This is a genomic window from Nonomuraea coxensis DSM 45129 (genome assembly GCF_019397265.1).
Lineage (GTDB): Bacteria > Actinomycetota > Actinomycetes > Streptosporangiales > Streptosporangiaceae > Nonomuraea > Nonomuraea coxensis.
Map to the genome: position 1 here is coordinate 1,011,470 of NZ_CP068985.1, position 24,874 is coordinate 1,036,343.

20 protein-coding genes are annotated in these 24,874 nt (G+C 70.1%); 12 read left to right on the top strand and 8 right to left on the bottom strand.

The features are described from left to right. Positions 1-10: 10 nt before the first annotated feature. From Nocox_RS05230 to Nocox_RS05245, 4 genes are read right to left on the bottom strand one after another with little or no spacing between them, the layout of a single operon-like run. Positions 11-1,639: a phospho-sugar mutase gene (locus Nocox_RS05230; RefSeq protein ID WP_020543708.1), complete on the bottom strand. Its 1,629-nt coding sequence runs from the start codon at positions 1,637-1,639 to the stop codon at positions 11-13. Further along, entirely contained in the window at positions 1,636-2,439 is an 804-nt protein-coding gene (locus Nocox_RS05235) for a purine-nucleoside phosphorylase (protein ID WP_020543709.1), read from the bottom strand. The genes Nocox_RS05230 and Nocox_RS05235 overlap by 4 nt, the downstream gene beginning before the upstream one ends. Before the next feature lie 3 nt (positions 2,440-2,442). Further along, complete coding sequence (locus Nocox_RS05240; protein WP_020543710.1) at positions 2,443-3,765, bottom strand: M20/M25/M40 family metallo-hydrolase; 1,323 nt, start codon at positions 3,763-3,765, stop codon at positions 2,443-2,445. Further along, entirely contained in the window at positions 3,762-4,742 is a 981-nt protein-coding gene (locus tag Nocox_RS05245; protein ID WP_020543711.1) for an Lrp/AsnC family transcriptional regulator, read from the bottom strand. The genes Nocox_RS05240 and Nocox_RS05245 overlap by 4 nt, the downstream gene beginning before the upstream one ends. A 72-nt stretch (positions 4,743-4,814) precedes the next feature. Between Nocox_RS05245 and Nocox_RS05250 the strand changes: the two genes are divergently transcribed. Then, the gene (locus tag Nocox_RS05250; RefSeq protein ID WP_026214428.1) at positions 4,815-6,119 is read left to right on the top strand and encodes an MFS transporter; all 1,305 of its coding nucleotides are present in this window, start codon (positions 4,815-4,817) and stop codon (positions 6,117-6,119) included. A gap of 4 nt (positions 6,120-6,123) precedes the next feature. Here the strand turns inward: Nocox_RS05250 and Nocox_RS05255 are convergent, their stop codons facing one another. Continuing rightward, the gene (locus tag Nocox_RS05255) at positions 6,124-6,570 is read right to left on the bottom strand and encodes a gamma-glutamylcyclotransferase family protein (RefSeq protein WP_020543713.1); all 447 of its coding nucleotides are present in this window, start codon (positions 6,568-6,570) and stop codon (positions 6,124-6,126) included. Positions 6,571-6,641: 71 nt separating this feature from the next. Between Nocox_RS05255 and Nocox_RS05260 the strand changes: the two genes are divergently transcribed. The 8 genes from Nocox_RS05260 (at position 6,642) to Nocox_RS05295 (ending at position 18,081) form a co-directional block, all read left to right on the top strand. Beyond that, complete coding sequence (locus Nocox_RS05260) at positions 6,642-8,036, top strand: NAD(P)H-quinone dehydrogenase (RefSeq protein ID WP_020543714.1); 1,395 nt, start codon at positions 6,642-6,644, stop codon at positions 8,034-8,036. Positions 8,037-8,113: 77 nt separating this feature from the next. Next, complete coding sequence (locus tag Nocox_RS05265) at positions 8,114-9,202, top strand: OmpA family protein (protein WP_157383111.1); 1,089 nt, start codon at positions 8,114-8,116, stop codon at positions 9,200-9,202. A 94-nt stretch (positions 9,203-9,296) separates the two neighbouring features. Beyond that, a complete protein-coding gene (locus tag Nocox_RS05270) occupies positions 9,297-11,582 on the top strand; it encodes a TIM-barrel domain-containing protein (protein WP_026214430.1) in 2,286 nt (761 codons plus the stop codon). A gap of 19 nt (positions 11,583-11,601) precedes the next feature. Further along, entirely contained in the window at positions 11,602-12,906 is a 1,305-nt protein-coding gene (locus Nocox_RS05275; RefSeq protein ID WP_020543717.1) for an ABC transporter substrate-binding protein, read from the top strand. Beyond that, the gene (locus Nocox_RS05280) at positions 12,907-13,770 is read left to right on the top strand and encodes a carbohydrate ABC transporter permease (RefSeq protein WP_020543718.1); all 864 of its coding nucleotides are present in this window, start codon (positions 12,907-12,909) and stop codon (positions 13,768-13,770) included. Then, positions 13,767-14,588 (top strand): carbohydrate ABC transporter permease, encoded by an 822-nt coding sequence (locus Nocox_RS05285; protein ID WP_026214431.1) that lies wholly within the window; start codon positions 13,767-13,769, stop codon positions 14,586-14,588. The genes Nocox_RS05280 and Nocox_RS05285 overlap by 4 nt, the downstream gene beginning before the upstream one ends. Before the next feature lie 10 nt (positions 14,589-14,598). Then, positions 14,599-17,481 (top strand): glycoside hydrolase family 3 C-terminal domain-containing protein, encoded by a 2,883-nt coding sequence (locus tag Nocox_RS05290; RefSeq protein ID WP_020543720.1) that lies wholly within the window; start codon positions 14,599-14,601, stop codon positions 17,479-17,481. Positions 17,482-17,589: 108 nt separating this feature from the next. After that, positions 17,590-18,081 carry a DoxX family protein gene (locus tag Nocox_RS05295; protein WP_020543721.1) on the top strand — a complete coding sequence of 164 codons (492 nt, stop codon included), beginning with the start codon at positions 17,590-17,592 and terminating at the stop codon, positions 18,079-18,081. Here the strand turns inward: Nocox_RS05295 and Nocox_RS05300 are convergent. Continuing rightward, positions 18,038-18,784 carry a glycoside hydrolase family 16 protein gene (locus Nocox_RS05300; protein ID WP_020543722.1) on the bottom strand — a complete coding sequence of 249 codons (747 nt, stop codon included), beginning with the start codon at positions 18,782-18,784 and terminating at the stop codon, positions 18,038-18,040. The two genes, Nocox_RS05295 and Nocox_RS05300, sit on opposite strands and share 44 nt — an antisense overlap. Before the next feature lie 185 nt (positions 18,785-18,969). On the opposite strand from Nocox_RS05300, the gene Nocox_RS05305 reads away from it, so the two are divergent. The 3 genes from Nocox_RS05305 (at position 18,970) to Nocox_RS05315 (ending at position 23,869) form a co-directional block, all read left to right on the top strand. Continuing rightward, complete coding sequence (locus Nocox_RS05305) at positions 18,970-21,636, top strand: cellulose binding domain-containing protein (protein WP_051112582.1); 2,667 nt, start codon at positions 18,970-18,972, stop codon at positions 21,634-21,636. Positions 21,637-21,992: 356 nt separating this feature from the next. Continuing rightward, positions 21,993-23,396, top strand: coding sequence for a DUF3696 domain-containing protein (locus tag Nocox_RS05310; protein WP_020543724.1), 1,404 nt, complete (start codon positions 21,993-21,995; stop codon positions 23,394-23,396). Then, positions 23,393-23,869, top strand: coding sequence for a hypothetical protein (locus Nocox_RS05315; RefSeq protein ID WP_157383112.1), 477 nt, complete (start codon positions 23,393-23,395; stop codon positions 23,867-23,869). Before Nocox_RS05310 ends, Nocox_RS05315 begins: the two co-directional genes overlap by 4 nt. A gap of 272 nt (positions 23,870-24,141) precedes the next feature. Here the strand turns inward: Nocox_RS05315 and Nocox_RS05320 are convergent, their stop codons facing one another. Together Nocox_RS05320 and Nocox_RS05325 are read right to left on the bottom strand one after the other, a co-directional pair. After that, positions 24,142-24,372 (bottom strand): hypothetical protein, encoded by a 231-nt coding sequence (locus tag Nocox_RS05320; RefSeq protein ID WP_020543726.1) that lies wholly within the window; start codon positions 24,370-24,372, stop codon positions 24,142-24,144. Between the two features lie 95 nt (positions 24,373-24,467). Next, positions 24,468-24,704: a hypothetical protein gene (locus Nocox_RS05325; protein WP_020543727.1), complete on the bottom strand. Its 237-nt coding sequence runs from the start codon at positions 24,702-24,704 to the stop codon at positions 24,468-24,470. Positions 24,705-24,874: the final 170 nt, after the last annotated feature.

Genomic DNA, 24,874 nt, shown 5'->3' on the forward strand with positions numbered 1-24,874 from the left:
TGGCCATAGATCAGAGCCCGAGTGCCACCGTGAGATCGGCCCCGACGGCGTTGAGGGCGGCGGTGGCCGTGGCGCGGGCCTCGGCGACCTCGCCCGTCACCGGGACGACCACCTCCAGGTAGCACTTCAGCTTGGGCTCGGTGCCCGACGGGCGGACCACCACGCGGGCGTCGCCCTCCAGGCGGTAGCGCAGGCCGTCCGTGGGCGGCAGGCCGCCCTCGCCCTCGGCCAGGTCGTCCGCGCCGAGGACCTTGCGCCCGCCCAGCTCCGACGGCGGGTCGGCGCGCAGCCGCTCCATCGCGCCGGCGATCAGGGAGAGCTCGGCGACGCGGAAGGAGAGCTGCGTCGTCGCGTGCAGTCCGTAGCGGCGGGCCTGGTCGTCCAGCAGGTCCAGCAGCGTACGGCCGTCGCGCTTGGCGGCGGCGGCGACGGCGGCCACGGTCAGGGCGGCCCCGATGCCGTCCTTGTCGTGGACCGGCAGCCCCGCGTCGGACCCGACGCTGTAGCCGATGGCCTCCTCGTAGCCGAACACCAGGCCGGGACCGGCCTTGATGATCCATTTGAAGCCGGTCAGCGTCTCGCCGTACCGGACGCCGTGCGCGGCGGCGATCTTGCCGAGCAGGGTGGAGGAGACGATCGTGGTGGCCACCATGCGGTCGCCGGCGGTGTGCGTGATGACGTGCTCGGCCAGCAGGCCGCCGAGCTCGTCGCCGGTCAGCATGCGGCAGCCGCCGCCGGGCAGCGGCACGCCGACCGCGCACCGGTCGGCGTCGGGGTCGTTGGCCAGCACCAGGTCCGCGCCGCGCGCGGCGGCCAGGGCGACGGCGAGGTCCATCGCGCCCGGCTCCTCCGGGTTGGGGAAGGCGACGGTCGGGAAGTCGGGATCGGGCTCGCGCTGCTCCTCGACCGACATCGGCGAAGGGAAGCCGGCGGCCAGGAACGCCTCCGTGAGCGTGGCCGCGCCCACCCCGTGCAGCGGCGTGTACGCCACCCACAGGTCGCGGGCGTCGCCCAGCGGCAGCGCCGTGACCGCGTCGAGGTAGTCGTCCACGATGCCGTCGCCCAGCTCGGTCAGCGTGCCGGGGGCGCCGAGCGGGAGCTGGTCGACCGGGCCGACCGCGTCGATGGCGGCCGAGATGCGGCTGTCGATCGGCGGCACGATCTGCGACCCGTCGCCCCAGTAGACCTTGTACCCGTTGTCGCGCGGCGGGTTGTGGCTGGCCGTCACCATCACCCCGGCGTCGGCCCCCAGCTGACGGACGGCGAAGGCGAGGACGGGCGTCGGCAGCGGCCGGGGCAGCAGGGAGGCGTGCAGCCCCGCGCCGGTCAGCACGGCGGCGGTGTCGCGGGCGAACACGTCGGACTTGTGCCGGGCGTCGTAGCCGATGACGACGTGCTTGCCGGGCCCGAGCACCGCGGCGAGCCCGGCGGCGGCGCGCATGACGGTGACCCGGTTCATCCGGTTGGGCCCGGCGCCCAGCTCGCCGCGCAGCCCCGCGGTGCCGAACTCCAGCTTCGCGCCGAAACGCTCCAGCAGCGCGTCGAGGTATTCGCGCTCGATCAGCGTGGCCAGCTCGGCCCGGGTGTCGGGGTCGGGGTCCTGGGCCAGCCAGGCGCGTGCCTGCTCGATCAGGTTCACAGCTTGTCCACCACCTTGGCCAGCAGCACGCCCATGCGGGCGGCCGTGGCGCGGCCGACCTCCAGGACCTCCTCGTGGTTCAGCGGCTCGCCCGCCAGGCCCGCGCCCGGGTTGGTGACGAGGGAGACGCCGAGCACCTCGAGGTTCGCCTCGCGGGCGGCGATGGCCTCCAGCACGGTGGACATGCCGACCATGTCGCCGCCGAGGGTGCGCAGCATGCGGATCTCGGCGGGCGTCTCGTACGTCGGGCCGCGGAAGGCGACGTAGACGCCGTCGGCGAGGGTGGGGTCCACCTCGCGGACCAGGGCGCGCAGCCGGCTGGAGTAGACCTCGGTGAGGTCGATGAAGGTCGTACCGGTGATCGGGTTCGCGCCGGTGAGGTTGATGTGGTCGCTGATCAGGACGGGGTCGCCGACGTTCTGCGTCTCGGGCCGCAGGCCGCCCGCGGCGTTGGTGAGGACGAGCGTGCGGACGCCGGCCGCGGCGGCGGTGCGCACGCCGTGCACGACGGCGTCCACGCCGAGCCCTTCGTAGAGGTGCGTGCGCCCCAGGAAGACCAGGGCGTGCCGGCCGGCGGCGGTGCGCACGACGCGGATCTTGCCGCCGTGCCCGGCCACCGCCGGAGCCCGGAATCCGGGCAGGTCCGTGAACGGGACCTCGCTCACCGTCTCACCGATCGCGTCGGCGGCGGGCACCCACCCCGACCCCATGACGAGCGCCACGTCGAAGGTGTCGAGGCCGGTCGCGGCGTGCAGCGCCGCGGCGGCCTCACTGGCCAGGGTGTATGCGTCTTTGCTCACATCTCAGTAGTTTAGGAGCAGCCTGTCCAGTACCCGAACGCCGAACTGCAGCGCCTCCACCGGCACCCGCTCGTCCACGCCGTGGAACATCGACGCGAAGTCCATCCCGGCGGGCAGGCGCAGCGGCACGAACCCGAACCCGCGCACCCCCAGGTCGGCGAAGAACGTCTTGTTGTCCGTGCCGCCCGACATGCAGTAGGGGATCGCCCGCGCCGTCGGGTCCTCCGCCTTCAGCGCCGCGATCATCGACTCCACCAGCGCCCCGTCGAACGTCGTCTCCAGCGCGATGTCGTGGTGGATGGACTCGCGCCGCACCTTCGGCCCGAGGAGCGAGTCGATCGTCTTGAAGAAGTCCTCCTCGAAGCCGGGCAGGAAGCGCCCGTCGATCACCGCCGTGGCCTGGCCGGGGATGACGTTGGACTTGTAGCCGGCGGTGAGCTGGGTGGGGTTGGCGGTGTGGCGGAGCGTCGCGCCCACGAAGCGCACCAGCGGCCCGATCCGGTCCAGCACCGGCCGCGGGTCGGCCTCGTCGAACGGGATGCCGAAGGCGTCCGCCACCTCGGTGAGGAAGGTGCGCACGGTCGGCGTGTACGTCAGCGGCCAGTCGTGCTCACCGATCCGCGCCACCGCGCGGGCGACCTCGGTCACCGCGTTGTCGCCGTTGAGCATCGAGCCGTGCCCGGCGGTGCCGTCGGCGATCAGCTTCATCCAGGCGAGGCCCTTCTGGGCGGTCTCGATGAGGTAGAGCCGCAGCGACGGGTCCACCTCCAGCGAGTAGCCGCCGACCTCGCTGATCGCCTCGGTGACGCCCTCGAACAGCTCGGGGTGGTGGGCGGTGAGGTATTTGGCGCCGTGGACGCCGCCCGCCTCCTCGTCGGCCACCCAGGCGAAGACGAGGTCGCGGCGCGGCCGGCGGCCCTCGCGCTTGAGCTGGCGCAGCACGGCCAGCATCATCGCGTCCATGTCCTTCATGTCCACCGCGCCGCGGCCCCAGATGTAGCCGTCGCGCACCTCCCCGGCGAACGGGTCCACCGACCAGTCGGCGGCGTTGGCCGGCACCACGTCCAGGTGGCCGTGCACGAGCAGCGCGGGCAGCGACGGGTCGGTGCCCTCCACGCGGGTGACGACGTTGCCGCGGCCCGGCCCGCTCTCCACGTAGGTCGCCTCGACGCCGACCTCGGCCAGCCGCGCCATGACGACCTCGGCGGCGGCCCGCTCGCCGGGGCCGCTGCCGTCCCCGTAGTTGCTGCTGTCGACGCGGATCAGCTCCACGCAGAGGTCGGCGACCTCCTTCTCGGCGGGCGACAGGGACTCGGCAGATGTCATGGCGTCTTCTCCAGGGTGAGCAGTCCGGACTTGCGGAGGTGGCCGCGCTTGTAGGCGCGGGTGATCAGGGTCAGGTCGGTGTCGGCGATCTCGTCGTACGAGCCGACGACGCCCGTCATGAAACGGTAGAGGTCGGCCTCGTGGGCGGTGACCACCTGGACGACGAGGGAGTGCGTGCCCGAGGTGGCCGCGCAGTAACGCACGTCGGGGTGCCCGGCCAGCCGCTGCCCGACCAGGTCCAGCGCGTACGGCCGGACCTTGAGCCACAGCATGGCCTCCACCTCCAGCCCGAGCAGCGCGGGCTCGATCTCGGCGCGGGGCCGCAGCAGCCGCCGCTCCAGCAGCGAGGCGATCCGGCGGCGGGCGGTCGGGACGGACACGGCGAGGCGTTCGGCGACGGCGGTGTAGGCGATGCGGCCGTCGGCGGTCAGCAGCTCGGCGATCTCCTGCTCCAGAGGTGTCAGCCGATCGACGCCGGGCAGCCCCTCCGGGGGCGGCGGCGGGCTCAGCTCGGCGACCTCCTCCTCGGTCAGGTAGGGCGCGTGCCACTCGGCGACGGTGCGGAAGGTGTGGAGGACGACCTGCGTCCGCGTCCGCAGCACCCCGCCGATGGCGCTGATCTCGGCGGACAGGGTGCGGTGCAGGGCCTCCCGCGACGGCGAGACCAGCTCGCAGCCGAGGTCGGCCGCGCCGGTCAGGGCGTAGACCGAGCGCGTGTCGGGCCGGTCGGCGAGGGCCTCGGCGACCTTGGGCGCGGTGCCGGGCCGCACGTGGACGTGCAGGTGCGCGGGCCGCCCGTGCCCGGTGCGGAGGTCGTCGTGGATGGCGGTGACCCGGACCACGCCCTCGGCGATGAGGCGCTGGAGGCGGCGCGCGACCGTGCGCTCGTGCTCGCCGACCACGCGGGCGATCTCACCCCAGGACGCGCGCGGGCTCACTTGGAGGGCGGCGACCAGGCGCCGGTCGAGATCGTCCACCTGTTGCCCTCTCTGTGTCTGGAAAGTAAAAGAGTAACGAGATATTTGACCGATGTCAGCAAAGGAGCCTTCGTGGCGACTCCCCCTCTGTCGCGATCACCGCTCGGCATCCCCAAGAGCCGGGTCCGTCAGCTCATGGCGGCGAGCGTCGGCAACGTCGTCGAGTGGTACGACTGGTACGCCTACACCTTCCTCGCCGTCTACTTCTCCGCCCAGATCTTCCCCAGCGGCGCGGCCAGCAGCCTGGTGCCGCTGCTCAGCTCGTTCGCGGTCTTCGCGGTCGGGTTCTTCATGCGCCCGCTCGGCGGCCTGCTGGTCGGCGCGTTCGCCGACCGCTACGGCCGCAAGTCCGCCATGACGTTCACCATCGTGCTGATGGGCGCGGGCTCGCTGCTGGTCGGGGTGACCCCGACGTACGAGGCCGCCGGCGTGCTGGCGCCGGTCATCCTGACCCTCGCCCGGCTGGTGCAGGGCCTGTCGGTGGGCGGCGAGTTCGCCGCCGCGACCACGTTCCTGGTGGAGTCGGCCCCGCCCGGCCGCCGCGGCCTGTTCTCCAGCTTCCAGTACGTGAGCACCACCATCGGCCAGCTCCTCGCCTCCGGCCTGGCGGCGCTGCTGGCCACGGTCCTCGCCGAGAGCGACATGAGCTCCTACGGCTGGCGGATCCCGTTCGTCGTGGGCGCCGTGTTCAGCCTCGTGGGCCTGTGGATCCGCAAGGGCGCCGACGAGACCTCGGCCGTGGCGGAGGACATCAGGCGCGGCGAGACCGAGCGGCCCAGGATGTTCGAGTTCCTCAGGCACCACCCGCGCTCGGCGGCCACCATCGTCGGCATCACGGTCGCCGGCACCGTGGCGTACTACACCTGGACCAGCTTCCTGCCGACGTACGCGCAGATCACCGTCGGCTTCGACAAGGCGGACTCGCTCCAGATCGGCACCGTCTCGCTGGTCTTCTTCATGGTCCTGCAGCCGCTGCTCGGCATGTTGTCGGACCGGGTCGGGCGGCGGCCGATGCTGATCGCGTTCGGTCTCGGGTTCATGGTCCTGCCGGTGCCGCTGCTCGGGCTGCTCACCACGTCCTACGCCAGCCTGCTGACCGTGCAGCTCGTCGGCATGGTCTTCCTCGGCTGCTTCACCTCGGTCTCGGCCGCGGTGAACAGCGAGCTCTTCCCCACCCGGGTGCGGGCGGCGGGGGCCGGGTTCCCGTATTCGCTGACCGTGGCGATCTTCGGCGGAACTGCTCCGCTCATCGGCACGGCGCTGCAGGAGGCCGGCAACCCCGGCCTCTTCCCGTGGTACATGTCGGCGCTGGCGCTGGTCTCCACGCTGGTCTACGTCTTCGTGCTGCGCGAGACCAAGGACCAGCCGCTGCGCTGACCGCTCAGAACGAGGTGCAGGGGCGCTCCCGCAGCTCCTTGACGTAGTCGTCGGGGGCGCCCGCCCGCTCGGCCGCCTCCGCGAGGCTCCCGAGGTAGCGGGCCGAGGGCAGGCCGCCCTCGTAGCCGTCGAGCACGTAGAACCAGGCGAGAACGTCGCCGTCGAGCGTCTGGACCCGCAGCCGCACCTTGTGGTAGGCCCCGCGGACTGCGCCCTCCCACTGGTCGAGCGAGGTCTCCTCCCACTCGGGCACGTCGTAGAGCACGACGAACACGTGCGCGTCAGGGTCCTCGACGATCGTGGCGAGCGCTCCGCCCCAGGCCGGGTCGTGCCCGCCGAAGGTCAGCCGCCAGCCGGGCAGCCAGCCGACACCCCGGATGGGGGAGTGCGGGGCGCGCATGGCCATCTGCTCTGGATCGAGGTTGCTGCCGTAGGCGGCGTACACAGGCACAGCAGCCAAGACTAGCGCCTGGAGGGCCGACCCGTTCGATGTCACGCCGTACCATGCGCGAGAATGGACAGGTGACGAGGATCGTGATCATCGGTGGCGGACCAGGCGGCTACGAGGCGGCGCTGGTGGCCGCTCAGCTAGGCGGGCAGGTCACGATGGTCGAGCAGGACGGCCCGGGCGGCGCGTGCGTGCTGACCGACTGCGTGCCGTCCAAGACGCTGATCGCGACCTCCGTCCGCAAGCAGGCGCTGCTCGACGCGCCCTCGCTGGGCATCTCCTTCGACGGCGGCCACGACGGCGACGCCGGCACGGTCGGCGTCGATCTGCCGCTGGTCAACAAGCGGGTCAAGGAGCTGGCGCGGGCCCAGTCGGCCGACATCGGGGCCCGGGTCGAGGCCGAGGGCGTCGAGATCATCAGGGCCCGGGGCCGGCTGGTCGATCCGCAGGTCGTGCGGGCCGGCGACCGCACGATCCGGGCCGACGTCGTGCTCGTGGCCACCGGCGCGACGCCGCGCGTGCTGCCGGGCGCCGAGCCCGACGGCGAGCGCATCCTCACCTGGCGGCAGCTCTACGACCTCGACGAGCTGCCCGAGCACCTGATCGTGGTCGGCTCAGGGGTGACCGGGGCCGAGTTCGCCGGCGCCTACCGCTCGCTCGGCTCGGAGGTCACGCTGGTCTCCAGCCGTGACCGCATGATGCCCAACGAGGACGCCGACGGCGCCGAGGTGCTCGAAGAGGTCTACCGCCGGCGCGGCATGAACGTCATGGGCCGCTCCCGGGCCTCCTCCGTCAAGCGCACCGCCGACGGCGTGGTGGTCACGCTGGAGGACGGCCGCACGGCCGAGGGCACGCACGCGCTGATGACGGTCGGCATGGTGCCCAACACCTCCGGCATGGGCCTGGAGGAGGCCGGCGTCCAGCTCGACCGGGGCGGCTTCATCAAGGTCGACAAGGTCTCGCGCACCTCCGCGCCCGGCGTGTACGCCGCCGGCGACTGCACGGGCGTGCTCATGCTGGCCTCGGTCGCCGCCATGCAGGGCCGCATCGCGGTGTGGCACGCGCTCGGCGAGGCGGTGCAGCCGCTGCGGCTGGCCACCGTGGCCTCCAACATCTTCACCGACCCCGAGATCGCGGCCGTCGGCGTGGCGCAGCGGGCGATCGAGGCCGGCGAGATCGAGGCCAACGTCGTCAAGCTGCCGCTCGCGACCAACGCGCGGGCCAAGATGCAGGGCTTCAACGACGGCTTCGTCAAGCTGTTCTGCCGCCCGCACACCGGCATCGTGCTCGGCGGGGTCGTGGTGGCGCCGCGCGCCTCCGAGCTGATCCTCGCCGTGTCGGTGGCCGTGCAGCAGCGGCTGACGGTCGACCAGCTCGCGCACACGTTCGCGGTCTACCCGTCGCTGTCCGGCTCGGTCACCGAGGCCGCCCGCCGCCTCATGCAGCCGCAGACCGACTCCGGGATCTAGCCCTGCTGCTCGTCGTGGTGATGGCCGCGTGCGGCCTTGACGCGACGGGCGGGGGCGGCGAGGAGCGCCAGCCGCCGGTGAGTGCGAGCTCGCGCGGCTCCAGCGCGACCGCCCAGGCGTCCGGCGGCCCGGCCGCGCCGACCCCGACCGCAGCGACGCGGACCACGACCGCCCCCGAGCCGGCGCACTGCCCGAACGGGAAGCTCCTTCCGGCGATCGACATCCCGCCCGTGCACGCCGACCCGGTGGTCATCCCGGAGGCGAAGCTCGGCGGCACGACCGTTCCCGCCGTCACCATCCCCGGCGTCGACATTCCCGGGCAGCGCATCCCCGCCCAGTGCACCGAGATCGCCCCGGCCCCCGGCGGCTGCCTCGGCGCTGCGTCGATCCCGCCCGTGTCCATCCCGGCCGTGGAGATCCCGCCGGTCGAGATACCCGGCGTCAACGCGGGCGGGATCAAGCTCGACCCGGTCCGGGCCGAGGGGAGGCGGGCCGAGGCGCGGCACGCCGAAGGCGTCTCCACGCCTGAGGTGTGCCAGGTCAAGCCGAAGGGCGGCGGCATCGTGCCGTTCGTGATCAGGCCGTTCATCATCCGCCCGTTCCTGATCAGGCCGTTCCTCATCCGGCCCTTCCTGATCCGGCCGCGCGCCTGCAACGACCGGAACGAGTGCGTCCCGGCCGTCGAGGTGCCCGCGCTGGAGGTGCCGGCGGTCGAGGTGCCCGCGGTGGAGATCCCGGCCGCCGAGCTGAAGGCGTACGAGGTGGGCGAGAGCGAGGTCCTGGAGGGGGACGACTCGATCGCCTTCACTTTCAAGGCCGACGTGCTGTTCGACTTCGACGAGGCGGCCGTCAAGCCCGCGGCCGCCGCCGAGCTCAGGCGCGTCGTCAGGGAGATCGCGGAGAAGGCGGAGGCGGGCGCGCCGATCAGCGTCGACGGGCACACCGACGCCAAGGGCGACGACGCCTACAACCAGGCGCTGTCCGAGCGGCGGGCCCAAGCGGTCGTCGAGTGGCTGGCGACCGAGGGCGGCCTCGAACGGTCGCGGCTGAAGGCGCGGGGATACGGCGAGACCAAGCCGGTCGTGCCGAACACCAGGCCGGACGGCTCCGACCATCCGGCGGGGCGCGCCAAGAACCGCCGCGTGGTCATCTCCACCGCGACCTGAGAACCCGCGTCCCTGGACGGCTCACCGTTGACGTTTGTTGGTATGGGCACCAAACTAACTCACGGAGTTGGCGCAGCCGTTCAAAGGAGCTTCCATGCCCTATCGCCCCCCATTGGTCGCGCACGAGTACTTTGTCGCGGATCCGCCGGAGCTGCCGGTCCGTACGCGAGGCGAGGGCGGCCTGTCGGCGGTGATCTCGGCCGAACTGGTCGCGGCCGACGGCGCCGAGGTGATGCTCAAGGCGGTCACCACGGCGGAGGAGACGCTGGTCGTCCAGGTGGGCGTGGCCGGCGAGGGCGTGATCCGGGTGCGGCTGTCGGAGGACGCGGCGGCCCGCCCCCGCTCGGCGGCGGCCATCGAGCTGGTGAACCCCGGCACGTACTCAGGGGCCCGTGCCGGGGTCGCACCGGGCGAGCCGATCGTCGTGGACGCGGGCCCGCTCCGGGCCGAGATCAGGCTCGCCCCGTGGCACCTGCGCTTCACCGACGCCGCCGGGCGGACGCTGGTCGAGCAGGACCGCGGCCACACCGACATCAGCGGCCGGCTGCGCACGCTGCCGTTCGGCCGCTCCAGCGCGGGCGGGAGCGCCGTCGCCTACCACGAGAGCTTCGCCGCCGCGCCCGACGAGGCGTTCACCGGCTTCGGCGAGTCGTTCACCCGGCTGGACAAGCGCGGGCAGCGGCCGCTCATGTGGAACTTCGACGCCTTCGGCGCGGAGTCGCAGCGCGCCTACAAGAACGTCCCCCTCTACCTGTCCAGCCGCGGCTACGGCGTCCTGCTCGACAGCGGCGCGCCGAGCGAGTTCGACGTCTGCCAGTCCACGCACAGCGTGGTGCAGCTGGTGGTGCCCGACGACGTCCTCGACTACTACGTGATCGCCGGGCCGACGCCGCCGGAGATCCTCGACCGTTACGACCGGCTGACCTGCCGGCCGGCGCTGCCGCCGAAGTGGGCGTTCGGCACCTGGATCTCCTCCGGGTTCTGCGTGGACAGCCAGGAGCGGGTGCTGAACCGGGCGCGGACGATCAGGGAGCGCGGGATCCCGTGCGACGTGCTGCATCTGGACACGTACTGGCAGAGCGACGGGCACTGGTCGGACCTGCGGTGGGACCCGGTCAACTTCCCCGAGCCGGAGCGGATGCTGGACGAGCTGCACGGGATGGGGTTCAAGGTCTGCCTGTGGATGAACCCGTACGTGTCGCACCTGAGCCCGGCGTTCGGGCCGGCTGCCAAAGCCGGATATTTCCTGAAGAACGAGCAGGGTGAGCCGTACGTCGCCGACTGCTGGCACGGCTCCTTCCCCGCCTGCGGCATCGTCGACCTGACGAACCCGGCCGCCGTCGCCTGGTTCCAGGGCCTGCTGCGCGACCTGCTGCGCCAGGGCGTGGACGCCTTCAAGACCGACTTCGCCGAGGGCGTCCCCGCCGACGCCGTCGCCGCCAACGGCATGACCGGCACCGACCTGCACAACGTCTACACCCTGCTGTTCAACGACGCCGTGGCCGACGTCACCCGCGAGGTCAACGGGCACTCCCTCGTGTGGGCGCGCTCGTCGTACCTGGGCGGGCAGCGCCACAGCGCCCAGTGGAACGGCGACACCTACACCAGCTACGCCGCCATGGGCAGCACGATCAGGGGCGGGCTCGCGCACGGCCTGTCCGGCGTGCCGTTCTGGAGCCACGACGCGGGCGGCTTCACCGGCCGCCCCAGCGACGACCTGTACGTCCGCTGGACCCAGTTCGGCGCCCTGTCCCCGCTGGTCCGCCTGCACGGCACGACCACCCGCGAGCCGTGGGAGTTCCCCGCCGTCGAGGAGCAGGCCGTGGCCGCGCTCAGGCTGCGCTACCGGCTCATGCCCTACCTCTACTCGGCGGCCGTCGAGGCCGCGGCCACCGGCGCGCCCATGATGCGGGCGCTCTGCGTGGACTTCCCCGAGGACCCGGTCGCCTGGCAGGCCGACCTCGAGTACCTGCTCGGCCGTGACCTGCTCGTCGCCCCCATGACCTCGCCGGAGGGCGTCCGCCAGGTCTACCTGCCGCGCGGCACGTGGATCGACTACTGGACCGGCGACACCCTGGGCGGCGGCCGGTACGTCACCGCCGCCAAGCCGCTCGACCAGATCCCCCTGTACGTCCGGCACGGCGCGCTCATCCCCGTCACCGACGCGGGCGACACCGTGACCGTGCCGGAGGAGATCACGCTCGTCGCCTTCGGGGGCGGCGACGGCACCACCAGCGTGCACGACGAGGACGGCGTGACGTTCGCCGTCGCCACCAGGCACGGCGACGAGCTGCGCGTCGCCGTCACCGGCCCGAAGCGCGTCACCGGGATCGAGATCGTCCCGGTGGCCGGAGCTCCCGCCCGGGCCGTCCTTCGGTAACACCCCCCTTGGAGGGATCATGGTCAGATTCAGAGGCGCCGCGGTGCTGGCCGCCGCGGTCCTGGTCCTGTCGGCCTGCGGCTCGGGCTCGGAGACCCCCGCGCCCGCGTCGAGCTCCCAGCCGCGCGTGCTGAAGCTCTGGCACTACGAGAGCGCCGACAGCGCCATGGGCAAGGCGTGGGACGAGGCGATCAAGAAGTTCGAGGCCACGCACCCCAACGTGAAGGTCCAGTTCGAGGCCAAGGGCTTCGAGCAGATCCAGAAGACGGCCGGCATGGTGCTGAACTCCGACGAGGCGCCCGACATCATGGAGTACAACAAGGGCAACGCCACCGCCGGGCTGCTGTCCAAGCAGGGCCTGCTGACGGATCTCACCGAGGAGGCCGCCAAGCGCGGCTGGGACAAGCTCCTGCCGGGCGGCCTCCAGACCACCGCCAAGTACGACGACCGCGGCGTCATGGGCTCCGGCAACTGGTACGGCGTCCCCAACTACGGCGAGTTCGTGATGGTCTACTACAACAAGGACCTGTTCGCCAAACACAAGGTCCAGGTCCCGGCCACGTTCGAGGAGTTCACGGCGGCCCTCGACACCTTCGTCAAGGCGGGCGTGACGCCCATCGCCAACGCCGGCGCCGAGTACCCGGCGCAGCAGATCCTCTACCAGCTCGCGCTCACCAAGGCGCAGAAGCCGTGGCTGTCGGCCTTCCAGTCCTACCAGGGCAAGGTGGACTTCCACGGCCCCGAGTTCACCTACGGCGCGCAGACCTTCGCCGACTGGGTGAAGAAGGGCTACATCGCCAAGAACTCCTCCGGCCTCAAGGCCGAGGACATGGGCGTGGCGTTCATGAACGGCAAGTTCCCGATGATGATCAGCGGGAGCTGGTGGTTCGGCCGCGTCGCCTCCACGATCAAGGACTTCGAGTGGGGGCACTTCCTGTTCCCCGGCGCCACGCTCTCGCCCGGCTCCAGCGGCAACCTGTGGATCGTCCCCGAGAAGTCGGAGAACAAGGACCTGGCCTACGACTTCATCGACATCACCATGAGCAAGGACATCCAGAACCTGCTCGGCAACTCCGGCGGGCTGCCCGTGGCCGCCGACCCGGCCGCGATCACCGACGCGCGGAGCAAGGAGCTGATCGAGACCTTCAACAAGCTCACCAGCACCGACGGCCTGGCCTTCTACCCCGACTGGCCGGCCCCCGGCTACTACGACGTCCTCGTGGCCGGCGTCCAGAACCTCATCAACGGCAGCAAGACGCCCGAGCAGGTGCTGGACGAGATCGCCAAGCCGTACGAGGACAACCTCGCCGACATAGGCAACTGAATGAGCGTGCGCACGAGGGGATACTGGCTCTACCTGGTCCCCAGCCTCGTCCTGTTCACGGCCGTGATCGTCGTGCCGTTCCTGATGAACGTGGGCGCGAGTTTCACCCGCTGGTCCGGGGTGGGCACGCCGCGCTGGATCGGGTTCGGCAACTACGCCCGGCTGCTGGAGGACGAGCGGTTCTGGCAGTCGTTCCAGCACAACGTGGGGCTGATCGTGGCGATGGCCGTCGTGCCGACCGCGATCGGCCTCGTGCTGGCGGCGGCGCTGTTCGACTACATCGGCAAGCGGTTCGGGCCGCGCACGGCCTCGGCGCTGCGCGCGGCCTACTACCTGCCGCAGGTCCTGCCGGTGGCGGTGGCCGGCGTGGTGTGGGGCTGGCTGCTGCACCCGTCGTACGGCGCCGTCAACGAGATCCTCGGGCTGGACCTCGACTGGCTCGGCGACCCCGACCTGGCGCTCGCCACGGTCATGGCCGTCATGGTGTGGTTCCAGCTCGGCTACCCGGTCGTCATCTTCATGGCCGGGCTGCAGCGCGTCGATCCGGCCTACTACGAGGCGGCCGAGATCGACGGGGCCTCCTGGTTCCGGAGGTTCTGGCACATCACGATCCCGCAGATCCGGCCGGAGATCTTCGTGGTGCTGCTGACGTGCACGATCGCCGCGCTCAAGGTGTTCGGGCCGATCTTCGTGCTGACGAGGGGAGGGCCGGGCAACGCGACCATGGTGCCGTCGTACTTCTCGTACCTGAACTTCTTCCAGAAGAGCAACGTCGGGTACGGCTCGGCCATCGCCACGGTGCTGGCGCTGATCATCATCGTGGTGACGTTCCTGTTCCTGCGCGTCCAGGAGCGTGAGCAGTGAGGGGGCCGGGGCGCTGGGCGGTGCTGGCCGCGCTGGCCGTGCTCGCGGTCGTCATGCTGTTCCCGTTCGCGCTGGTGGCGCTCAACGCGGTCAAGTCGCCGGCGGAGTACAGCACGGCGGGTCCGCTCGCCCTGCCGGACGGGCTCTACCTCCAGGGCCTGGCCGACTTCTGGAACCGGGTCGGCTTCGGCGGCAAGCTCTGGAACAGCTTCGTCATCAGCGGGTCCGTGGCGGTGCTCGCCGTGGTGCTGTCGGTGCTCAACGCGTACGCGCTGGGCATCGGCCGGGTCAAGGGGCGGCTGTCGATCCTCGTGCTGTTCCTGGTGGCCAACACGCTGCCGCAGGAGGCGCTCGCCTACCCGCTCTACTACCTGGCCAAGGCCGTGGGGCTGTACGACACCCAGCTCGCCGTGATCATCGTCATGACCGTGATCCAGGCGGCGTTCGGCACGTACCTGCTGAGCGCGGTGCTGGGCCAGTTCCCGAAGGAGATCCTGGAGGCCGCGGCCATCGACGGCGCGGGGCGGCTGCGCGCCCTGTGGCAGATCGTGGTGCCGATCAGCAGGCCCACCCTCAACGTCCTGCTGATCTTCTTCTTCATCTGGACCTGGAACGAGTTCTTCCTGCCGCTCGTCTTCCTCATCTCCAACGACACCCAGACGGTGCCCGTCGCCCTCGCCGTCCTCCAGGGGGAGAAGTACATGGACGCCACCATGTCCAGCGCCTCCGCCCTGCTCGGCATCGTCCCGGCGGTCGCCTTCTTCCTGATCTTCCAGCGCACGCTGACCCGAGGTGTGACGGTCGGCGCCATCAAGTGACGGAGTGCCCATGCGTTCACGTGTCCCCTTATCAGCCACCCTGACCCTGGCGGCCTCGCTGCTCGCCGTGCCGCCCGCCCAGGCGGCGGACTTCCCGTTCCAGAACCCGCGGCTGCCCCTGGAGCAGCGGGTGGGCGACCTGCTCGGCCGGCTCACGCTGGACGAGAAGCTGGGCCTGCTGCACCAGTCGCAGGCCGCGATCCCGCGTCTCGGCATCGCCTACCACAAGAACGGCACCGAGGCCCTGCACGGCGTCGCCTGGTCCAACGACCTCAACGACGGCTGGCGGCAGAAGTTCGCGAGCGGCACGGTGTTCCCGCAGGCCGTCGGCCTGGCCAGCACCTGGGACCCGGCCCTCGTCAGGAAGGTCGGTTCGGCCGTCGGCGACGAGGCGCGCGGCTACAACGCCGCCGACCCGGTGGTGTGGGGGACGCAGGTGTGGGCTCCCGTGGTGGACCTGCTGCGCGATCCGCGGGCGGGCCGCAACGAGGAGGGCTACTCGGAGGACCCGCTCCTGACGGGGGCGATCTCCACCGCGTACGGCAAGGGCCTCCAGGGCGACGACCCCTTCTACCTGAAGACCGCGCCGGTGCTGAAGCACTACCTCGCCTACAACAACGAGACCGACCGCGGGATCACCTCCTCCAACCTGACGCCCAAGCTCAAGCACGAGTACTACGAGCCGGCGTTCAAGGCGGCGATCTCGGCGGACGCGGCGACCGGCGTCATGGCCTCCTACAACCTGGTCAACGGCCGCCCGAACCACGTCAACCCGGACCTCGACGCCGTGGTGCGCTCGTGGACCGGCAAGACCCTCTACAACGTCAGCGACGCCTGGGGGCCGCACGCGCTCACCGACCTGGAGCACTACTACGACAACAAGCCCGAGGCGTTCGCCGCCGTGCTCAAGTCGGGGCTCGACAGCTACACCATCGACGACAGCAACAGCGGCCCGATGGTCACGCATCTCAAGTCGGCGCTGGACCAGGGCCTGATCGCCGAGTCCGACGTGAACGACGCGGTCCGGCACGTCCTGTCGATCAGGACCAGGCTCGGGCACTTCGACCCGGACGGCGGGCCGTACAAGAAGATCACGCCGGCGGTGATCAACAGCCCGGCGAACCAGAAGCTCAACAGGGAGACCGCGGCCAAGGCCGCCGTGCTGCTGCGCAACGCAGGGACGCTGCCGCTCGCCCGGCCGAGGTCCGCGGCCGTCGTCGGGCCGCTGGCCGACCGGCTGCACCGCGACTGGTACTCGGGGCAGTTCCCGTACCAGGTGACGCCGCTGGCCGGGATCAAGGAGCGGGTGGGCGACGTCAGCACCGGGCAGGGGCTGGAGCGCGTCGCGCTCAAGCACCTGGCCTCCGGCAAGTACGTCACCGCCACCGGCACCGGCCCCGACGACAACGCCGCGCTGCTCGACACCGCGCCCACGGCCGCCTCCCAGTGGGACCTCACCGACTGGACCGGCGGCGTCTCCACGCTGCGCAACGCGGGCAACGGCAAGCTGCTCGGCGGCGACTGGCGCTCGCTCGACACCGACGACGCCGAGCCCGACGGCTGGTACGTGCAGCAGCAGTTCGCTCTGGAGCGGCAGTCCGACGGCAGCTACCTCATCCGGTACGCCGGTTATGAGACGGTCGAGGGCTGGTTCGGCCTGTCCGACCCGTACGTGACCGTCACCGCGGACGGCGCCCTCGCCCTCGCCCCGAAGGCCGAGGCGGCGAAGTTCGGCAAGGAGGTCGTCTCCGACGGCATCGCCGAGGCCGCCGCGCAGGCCGCCAAGGCGGAGGTCGCGGTCGTGGTCGTCGGCAGCCACCCGTTCGTGTCCGGCCGCGAGTTCCACGACCGGCCGAACCTGCAGCTCGGCGAGGGCCAGCGGCGGCTCATCGAGGCGGTGCGCAAGGCCAACAAGAGGACCGTCGTGGTGCTGGAGACCAGCTACCCGGTCATCGTGGACGCGCCGACGCTGCTGTGGACCACGCACGCGGGCGCGGAGACCGGGCACGCGGTCGCCGACGTGCTCTTCGGCGACGTCAACCCGGCGGGCCGGCTCACGCAGACCTGGCCGGCGAGCGACGACCTGCCGAGCAGGTTCGACTACGACCTGACCAAGACCGGCATGACCTACCTGTACGGGAAGGAGAGGCCGCTCTACGCCTTCGGGCACGGGCTGAGCTACACGAGCTTCGGCTACCAGGCGCTCAGGGTCCAGGGCGAGCAGGTGAGCGTCAAGGTCACCAACACCGGCCGGGTCCGTGGCGACGAGGTCGTGCAGCTCTACACGCACCAGCGCGAGTCCCGTTTCGTCCAGCCGGTCAAGCGGCTGCGCGGCTTCCAGCGGATCACCCTCAACCCGGGCGAGAGCCGCACGGTCACCTTCCCGTTGAAGAAGTCCGACCTCGCGGTGTGGGACCACACGCGCGGCAAGTGGGTCGTCGAGACCGCCACGCATGACGTGCTCGTCGGCTCGGCCTCCGACCGGATCAGGCAGACGACGACGCTGCGCGTGCGGGGCGAGAGCGTCCCGGTCCGTGACCTGACGCGGATCACCCGGGCCATGGACTTCGACGACTACTCCGGTGTCGTCTTCGCCGACGAGAGCAAGGTCGCCGGCGAGGTCGTCGAGGGCTCGGCGGGCGACTGGGTGTCGTTCACGAAGGCGTCGTGGGGCTCGCGGCTGACGGCGGCGGTGGCGTCGGCGGGCGGCGGCTCGTTCGAGGTGCGCTCCGGCTCGCCGACCGGCCCGCTGCTCGCCACCGTGCCGGTGCCCGCCACGGGCGGGATCTACCAGTACGGGACGGTGAGCGCGACGGTGAAGGCCGGCTCGGGCGCGCTGTACCTGGTGTTCAAGGGCGACCTGCGGCTGAAGGACTTCGCCCTGGCCCGATGAGAACGTTCCGTGGCGGTCACGAGCATGGTCGTGACCGCCACGGAACCCCTTTTGGATAGTAGAGTTATCCAGTAGTCAGATAGTGCTGCTATCCAATAGGGAGTCGTGATGACGGTAATCGTCCTGCTGGTCGCCACCCTGGCGTTCCGGTCGCTGGGCGCGCTGGGCGTGGCCCGGTTCGCCACCTGGCGGGTCAGCGCCGCCCACGGGCTGGCCGTCATGCTGGTCATGACGGCCAGTGCCCACTTCGTCCCGGCGAGCGTGACGATCATGCCGAACCACGCCGACATGGTGGCGATGGTGCCGCCGTTCGTGCCGTTCCCCGCCTTCGTCGTCCACCTGACCGGCGTGCTGGAACTGGGGGGGGCCGCCGGGCTCGTGCTGGAGCGCACCCGCCGGGCCGCAGGGATCTGCCTGGCGCTGCTGTTCGTCGCCATGCTGCCGGCGAACGTGCACGCCGCGCTGAACGACGTCACGCTCGGCGGCGAGCCCGCCACGCCGCTGTGGCAGCGCGTCCCCGAGCAGGTCCTCTACATCGCGATCGCGCTCTGGGCGGCTAACGGGGCTCGTACGCGCAGCCTCGCACGTAGTCCACGATGAACTCCTTCGGGTATGTGCCGGAGCCCGGACGGAACTCGTAGACGCCGAGCATGAGCTGCATCGGGTAGGCCGGCGACTGCCGCACCGTCCGCACGTGCCGCCCGTCCACCTCGAACGACACCTGCTCCGGCGTCCAGTCGGCGGCGTAGACGTGGAACTCGCGGGCGTCGATCGGCAGTTCCTCCACGGTGAAGTCGTCGGTGATCGACGGGTCGCCGAAGGGGTGCACGCCCATGCCGACCCGGGTCCGGTCCCGGCCGACGTCCTTGCCGAAGATCTCGGCGACGCAGATCTCGGCCGAGCGCTCCGGCGCGTCCTCGAAGCCGATCATCCAGAGCGCGACCATGGAGTCCGGGTCGTCGAGGGCCTTCGCCCGCATCTCGATCCGGGCGTACTGCGGGGTGTAGAGCCGCCGCGCGGTCTGCTCCTCGCGGACCACGAGGCCGCCGCGCCCGTGCTGGCCGACGGCGCTGCCCACCGGACCCGAGAACACGCCCGTCTGGAGGGAGGAGACCCGCAGCTCGCCCTCGGCCTCCGGATGCCACGGCGGCTGGTCCTCCTCGATGCGCAGCCGCAGCAGGCCGCCGCCCACCCGGTGGCGGGCCCGCGCCGCCTCCCGGCCGCTCCACTGGGGCAGGTAGGAGGGGATCCACTTCGTCTCGTCCAGGCGGTCGCCGTCGAAAGTGTCCTCGAACTGCGGCACTTGTGCTCCTTTAATTCGTTGTATATCCAAACTATTGACCATCGGCGCGGAGATGTGTGAGCCTTCTGGGGAAGCTCATGCGCGAAGGCGCGGAGACGGTCAGGGTCTCGCACTCTGCTCGTGCATGGCGGTCATCCGACGCCTTGGGGCCGCCCTCCGGCGTGCCCGGAAAGGAAGAGCCGCGCATGCGAAAAAGGTTATTGGCCTGCCTGGCGACGTTCGCCGTCCTCCTGGTGGTGGCCGTCGTCAGGATGACGCCGGTCTCGGCGGTCGCCTCGGATCCGTACGCGTACAAGAACGTGCGGATCGACGGCGGCGGGTTCGTCCCGGGGATCATCTTCAACCCGGCCGAGCGCAACCTCATCTACGCCCGCACGGACATCGGCGGCGCGTACCGCTGGAACCAGTCCACCAAGTCCTGGACCCCGCTGCTCGACTGGGTCGGCTGGGACAAATGGGGCTACAACGGCGTGATCAGCCTCGCCACCGACCCCGTACAGACCAACCGCGTGTACGCCGCCGTCGGCATGTACACCAACAGCTGGGACCCCAACAACGGTGCCATCCTCCGCTCCACCGACAAGGGCGACACCTGGCAGGTCACCGCGCTGCCGTTCAAGCTCGGCGGCAACATGCCGGGACGCGGCATGGGCGAGGCGCTGTCGGTCGACCCCAACGACAACCGCGTCCTCTACTTCGGCGCCCCCAACGGCAACGGCCTCTGGCGCAGCACCGACTACGGCGCCACCTGGGCCAAGGTCACCAGCTTCCCCAACGCCGGCAACTACGCCCAGGACCCCAGCGACCCCAACGGCTACCTCAGCCACCGCCCCGGCGTCGTCTGGGTGACCTACGACAAGCGCTCCTCCACCGCCGGCACCGCCACCAAGACCATCTACGTGGGCGTCGCCGACAAGGAGAACACCGTCTACCGCACCACGGACGGCGGCGCCACCTGGTCGCGCCTCGCCGGCCAGCCCACCGGGTACATCGCCCACAAGGGCGTGCTCGACACCGTCAACGGCTACCTGTACATCGCGACCAGCGACACCGGCGGCCCGTACGACGGGGGCAAGGGCGACGTGTGGCGCTACGCCACCGCCACCGGGACGTGGACGCAGATCAGCCCCGTCCCGTCCTCCTCCAGCGACGACTACTTCGGCTACAGCGGCCTCACCATCGACCGGCAGAAGCCCGGCACGCTCATGGTCGCCACCCAGATCTCCTGGTGGCCGGACGTCATCTTCTTCCGCTCCACCGACTCCGGCGCCACCTGGACCCGGGTCTGGGACTGGACGTCGTACCCGAACCGCAGCTTCCGCTACACCATGAACATCACCGAGAACCCGTGGCTGACCTTCGGCACCAACCCGCAGCCGCCCGAGGTCACCCCCAAACTCGGCTGGATGACCGAGTCGCTGGAGATCGACCCGTTCGACTCCAACCGCATGATGTACGGCACCGGCGCCACCGTCTACGGCACCGAGAACCTCACCCAGTGGGACGCGGGCGGCCAGTTCACCATCCGGCCCATGGCCAAGGGGCTTGAGGAGACCGCCGTGCTCGACCTGATCAGCCCGCCCAGCGGCGCGCCCCTGGTCAGCGGCCTCGGCGACATCGCCGGCTTCCGCCACACCAACCTGGACGCCGTACCGCCGATGATGTTCACCCAGCCGCTGTTCACCTCCACCACCAGCCTCGACTACGCCGAGAAGAACCCGTCGGTGATGGTCAGGGCCGGCAACTTCACCGACGCCGACCGCCCCAACGACAGCCACGTCGCCTTCTCCACGGACGGCGGCGCGAACTGGTTCCAGGGCACCGAGCCGGGCGGCGTCAACGAGGGCGGCACGGTCGCCGCCGCGGCCGACGGCTCCCGCTTCGTGTGGGCGCCCAAGGGCGTCACGCCCGCCTACTCGGTCGGCTACGGCAACTCCTGGCAGACCGCCTCCGGCCTGCCGACGGACGCCGTCGTCGAGTCCGACCGGGTCAACGCGAACAAGTTCTACGGCCTGAGCGGCGGTCGCCTCTACCTCAGCACGAACGGCGGCGCCACCTTCACCGCCACCGCCGCCACCGGCCTGCCCACCACCGGCAAGTTCAAGGCCGTGCCCGGCATCGAAGGAGACCTGTGGGTCGCCGGCGACGGCGGCCTCTGGCACTCCACCAACAGCGGCACGTCCTTCACCAAGGTCAACGGCATCACCAAGTCGGTTAACGTCGGCTTCGGCAAGGCGGCGCCCGGCGGGACGTACCAGGCGATCTACACGGTCGCCACGATCGACAACGTCACCGGCCTCTACCGCTCGGACGACGGCGGGTCGAGCTGGCTGCGCATCAACGACGACAAGCACCAGTGGGGCAACATGGGCGAGGCGCTGACGGGCGACCCGCGCGTGTACGGCCGGGTCTACCTGGGCACGAACGGCCGCGGCATCATCTACGGCGACCGCACCGGCCCCCCGGTCACCGTCACCCCGACGGCGACCGTCACCCCGACCGCGACCGTCACCCCGACGGGGACGGCCACCCCGACCGTGACCCCGACGACCGGCACCGGTTGCACGGCCACGTACAAGCCGGGCAACAACTGGCCGGGCGGCTTCGGCGCCGAAGTCACCGTCCAGAACACCGGCTCCTCGTCGATCACCGGCTGGAAGGTCACCTGGTCCTGGCCAGGCAGCCAGACCATCACCTCCCTGTGGAACGGCACCGTGACTCAGTCAGGCACGAACGTGACCGTGACGAACGTCGGCTACAACGGCAACCTGGCGGCGAACGCCTCCACATCGTTCGGCTTCAACGGCTCCGGCACCGCCACCACCCCCACCCTCACCTGCACCCCCGCGTAGTAAGTGGGCTCCCCGGCACCCACCCGTTGCCCCTTCACCAAGTGGGCCGCCGGGAGCCCACCCCAAAAGGTCCTCGCTCCGCTCGGGCGCCCCTCCCCGGGGATCGAGGCTCCGCCCCGATCCCCGGGCGAGAGGGCTGGAAGCCCTCTCGCGCTCTCCCGGATGCCCAGCACCAGGGGCGCTGGATCAGGAATTCTGCCGCCTTACGGCCCAAGACGTGCCCTCAGGGTCACGAACGCAAGGCTTGAATGCCTCTTATACTCACGAGATCGGTGACTTGCCCGGCTCATGACCACTAAAGTGCCTGCTGGGAATGCTATGGCGCTCGGCGTGGGTCGCTGGAGAGACGAAGGTCGATGATAACATATCTCAGGCTGCAAAACTTCAAGGCTTGGGCGGATAGCGGAAAGATTCAGTTCGGCCCTATCACTGCCTTCTTCGGAAGTAACTCGTCCGGAAAGACGAGCTTTCTGCAAAGCATACTGCTGCTCAAACAGACAGCGGAGTCGGCGGATCGGGGCCGCGTCTTCGACCTGGGCGGGCCGGCATCGCTGGTGAGCCTGGGAACATTCAATGACATCACGTTTCGGCACGATTCTGATCGAACCGTCGGAATTGACATCGGATGGCGTGAGGACGAGCCTTTCCAGATCCGGAACACGGAGACCGAGCGGCGAAGCGCGATCGCCGCGAGTGACGACCTCAGTCTGTCCACCCGGGTTCGCGAGATACGAAACTTTCCGGTCGTCCAACGAGTCGAGTACGGACTCGGCGACCTGCGCTTCTCGCTGACGCGCAGCAGAAGCGGCAAGGACGAGTACGCGCTGGAGTCCAACGATTACCCGTTCAAGCGCGTCCAGGGGAGGCCGTGGCCGCTGCCCTCGCCCGGAAAGTTCTATAGTTTTCCGGACCAAGTGCGAGCGTATTATCAGAATGCTGCCTTCCTGTCTGATCTTGAGCTTCAGTTCGAGAACCTCTGCAGCCGGGTCTACTACCTTGGCCCCTTGCGTCAGGACCCCGCACGTCAGTACATCTGGTCAGGAGGCCGGCCCATTGATGTGGGCCGAAGAGGTGAACTCGCGGTTGAGGCGTTGATCGCCTCGCAGGCCGACGGGAAGACCAATGCGCGTGGATTCGTCAAGCGAAAAGACGGTCCACGCCGTACGAGGTTGATAACTGTGGAAGAGCACGTAGCCTCCTGGCTCAAAGAACTCGGACTGATTCATTCATTCGCGGTGGAATCGGTTGACGACAGAGGGACTCTCTATCGTGTTCAGGTGACGCGCTCGGCCGGGAGCACGCCTGTTCTTCTCACGGATGTCGGCTTCGGCGTCAGCCAGATACTTCCAGTGCTGGTTCTGCTGGCCTATGCGCCGGAAGGGGCCACGGTCATTCTCGAGCAGCCAGAAATCCATCTGCATCCTGCGGTGCAGAGCGGGCTCGCCGACGTGATCATTGAGGCGGCGAAGGTCCGCAACATCCAAGTTGTCGTCGAGAGTCACTCCGAGCACTTTCTCACGCGCCTGCAACGTCGCATCGCCGAAAGGGACGTCGGCAGAGGGATAAGACTCGAGCCCGAGGACTGCCTGCTCTACTTCTGCCAGACGGATGGTGCGGCCTCCAGGATCGACCGGCTCGACCTCGACGCCTTCGGTAACATCACGAACTGGCCGGATGATTTCTTCGGCAACCCGTTCGAGGAGGCCGCCGCCATGAACCGCGCAGCCCGTAACCGAGCGATTGACGAGAAAACCGGTTGAACCACCCGTCTCGTGTCGTCATCGACACCAATGTGCTGATCGTTGCCAATGGTAAGGCCGATCACATGAGCTCTGGCTGCACGAACTCGGCGATCGAGTTCCTGGAGCACGCCGAGAGCCGCGCGATCGTCGTTCTCGACGGCTCTGGGCAGATCTTCGAAGAGTACGAGAGATATTGCTCGTTCAAGGGGCAGCCCGGGCTCGGCGATCACTTCTTCCTCCACCTGCACCGTCGACAGGCAGACCCGCGCCGTGTCCAGAAGGTCCACATTACCCCTGACGGCAACGGCTCATACGAGGAAATCCCTGACGGCTTACGAGCCTTTGATCCATCCGACCACAAGTTCGTGGCGACGGTCATAGCGGACGAGCGAAAATCCGTGATCGTCAATTGCGCGGACTCGGACTGGCGGCAGGCTGCGCAGGAGCTGACGCAAAACAACATCGTGGTCATAGAGATCTGCGGTGGCTGACGCACGAGCCACGCCCCACGAACCTTCGTTCGGTTTCAACGGCTCCGGCACCGCCACCACTCCCATCCTCACCTGCGCCCTCGCCTGAGGGGTGACCCCAGAAGGGCCCTGCTCCGCTCGGAAGCCCTCTTGCCCGGATGCCGGCCATCAGATGCGCTGGACCAGGAACTTGCCGCCTTATGGGCTCAGTAGATGCCCTTCGTGGCGGCTCGTCCTCGGCGCGCAGGAAGTACGGCTCGGCGGCCTGGTAGCGCCCTGGCTGGCGGGGCGGCTTATCGGGCGTGGCCGGAGAGCAGGCGGCGCCACCATTCGAGCGCTTCCGCGCGCCGCCACCGCTCGGCCGTCCAGGACACGGGTGGCACGCCCCGGCGGGGAAGGGTGCGGCGGCGGATCTGGTAGACGCCGCCGCAGGCGACCAACTCGTAGGCGGTCATGCGGCAGGAGCAGGTGTACGCGACGACTCGGCCGGGCGCGAGGCCCTGCCCGATCCATCGCAGCGCCATACGCTCCGGGCGTGGCGCGGCAGGATGCGGCGAGATGCCTGGACAGTCCTCCTCCGCGAGGGCATCAGGTAGAGCCAGAACGGCGGCGGACGCCGTCACCGGGCCATCCATAGGGATGGGCGAGTCCGCTCAGCGATGCTCTCCTGCTCCGCGATGGCCTGGCACAGCTTCACCAGGTCGTCGGCGTCGACCGTACGGTGTGCGCCCGCGTCCTCGACCGCCCGGGGGAACGGTTGCTCGCGGGTCGCCCAGAATCGTCCGGCGTCACTGCGCATGATCCGCCATCCGGCGAACACCGGACGATCGGCGGCGACAGTCCTATCGTGGGTCATGGGTCAGGACCACCATCCTGATCAGGGACCCGTCGGCGATGTAGGGCATCGGCGGCGGGTCCGCGTCAGCAGGCAGTGGTTTTGAGGCTCCTACCTGCGTCACCGGCTTGGACGACCCCAATCCTGATGCGCAGAGTAAACGCGAAATGACACACCGTGTGTTACGCGAG

What these genes read in the sequence shown, in the direction of transcription:
- Nocox_RS05240 (WP_020543710.1), bottom strand. Translation starts at nt 3,765, where the DNA reads ATGACATCTGCCGAGTCCCTGTCGCCCGCCGAGAAGGAGGTCGCCGAC.
- Nocox_RS05325 (WP_020543727.1), bottom strand. Translation starts at nt 24,704, where the DNA reads ATGACCCACGATAGGACTGTCGCCGCCGATCGTCCGGTGTTCGCCGGA.
- Nocox_RS05295 (WP_020543721.1), top strand. Translation starts at nt 17,590, where the DNA reads ATGACGGTAATCGTCCTGCTGGTCGCCACCCTGGCGTTCCGGTCGCTG.
- Nocox_RS05290 (WP_020543720.1), top strand. Translation starts at nt 14,599, where the DNA reads ATGCGTTCACGTGTCCCCTTATCAGCCACCCTGACCCTGGCGGCCTCG.
- Nocox_RS05305 (WP_051112582.1), top strand. Translation starts at nt 18,970, where the DNA reads ATGCGAAAAAGGTTATTGGCCTGCCTGGCGACGTTCGCCGTCCTCCTG.
- Nocox_RS05310 (WP_020543724.1), top strand. Translation starts at nt 21,993, where the DNA reads ATGATAACATATCTCAGGCTGCAAAACTTCAAGGCTTGGGCGGATAGC.
- Nocox_RS05270 (WP_026214430.1), top strand. Translation starts at nt 9,297, where the DNA reads ATGCCCTATCGCCCCCCATTGGTCGCGCACGAGTACTTTGTCGCGGAT.
- Nocox_RS05280 (WP_020543718.1), top strand. Translation starts at nt 12,907, where the DNA reads ATGAGCGTGCGCACGAGGGGATACTGGCTCTACCTGGTCCCCAGCCTC.
- Nocox_RS05275 (WP_020543717.1), top strand. Translation starts at nt 11,602, where the DNA reads ATGGTCAGATTCAGAGGCGCCGCGGTGCTGGCCGCCGCGGTCCTGGTC.
- Nocox_RS05320 (WP_020543726.1), bottom strand. Translation starts at nt 24,372, where the DNA reads ATGGCGCTGCGATGGATCGGGCAGGGCCTCGCGCCCGGCCGAGTCGTC.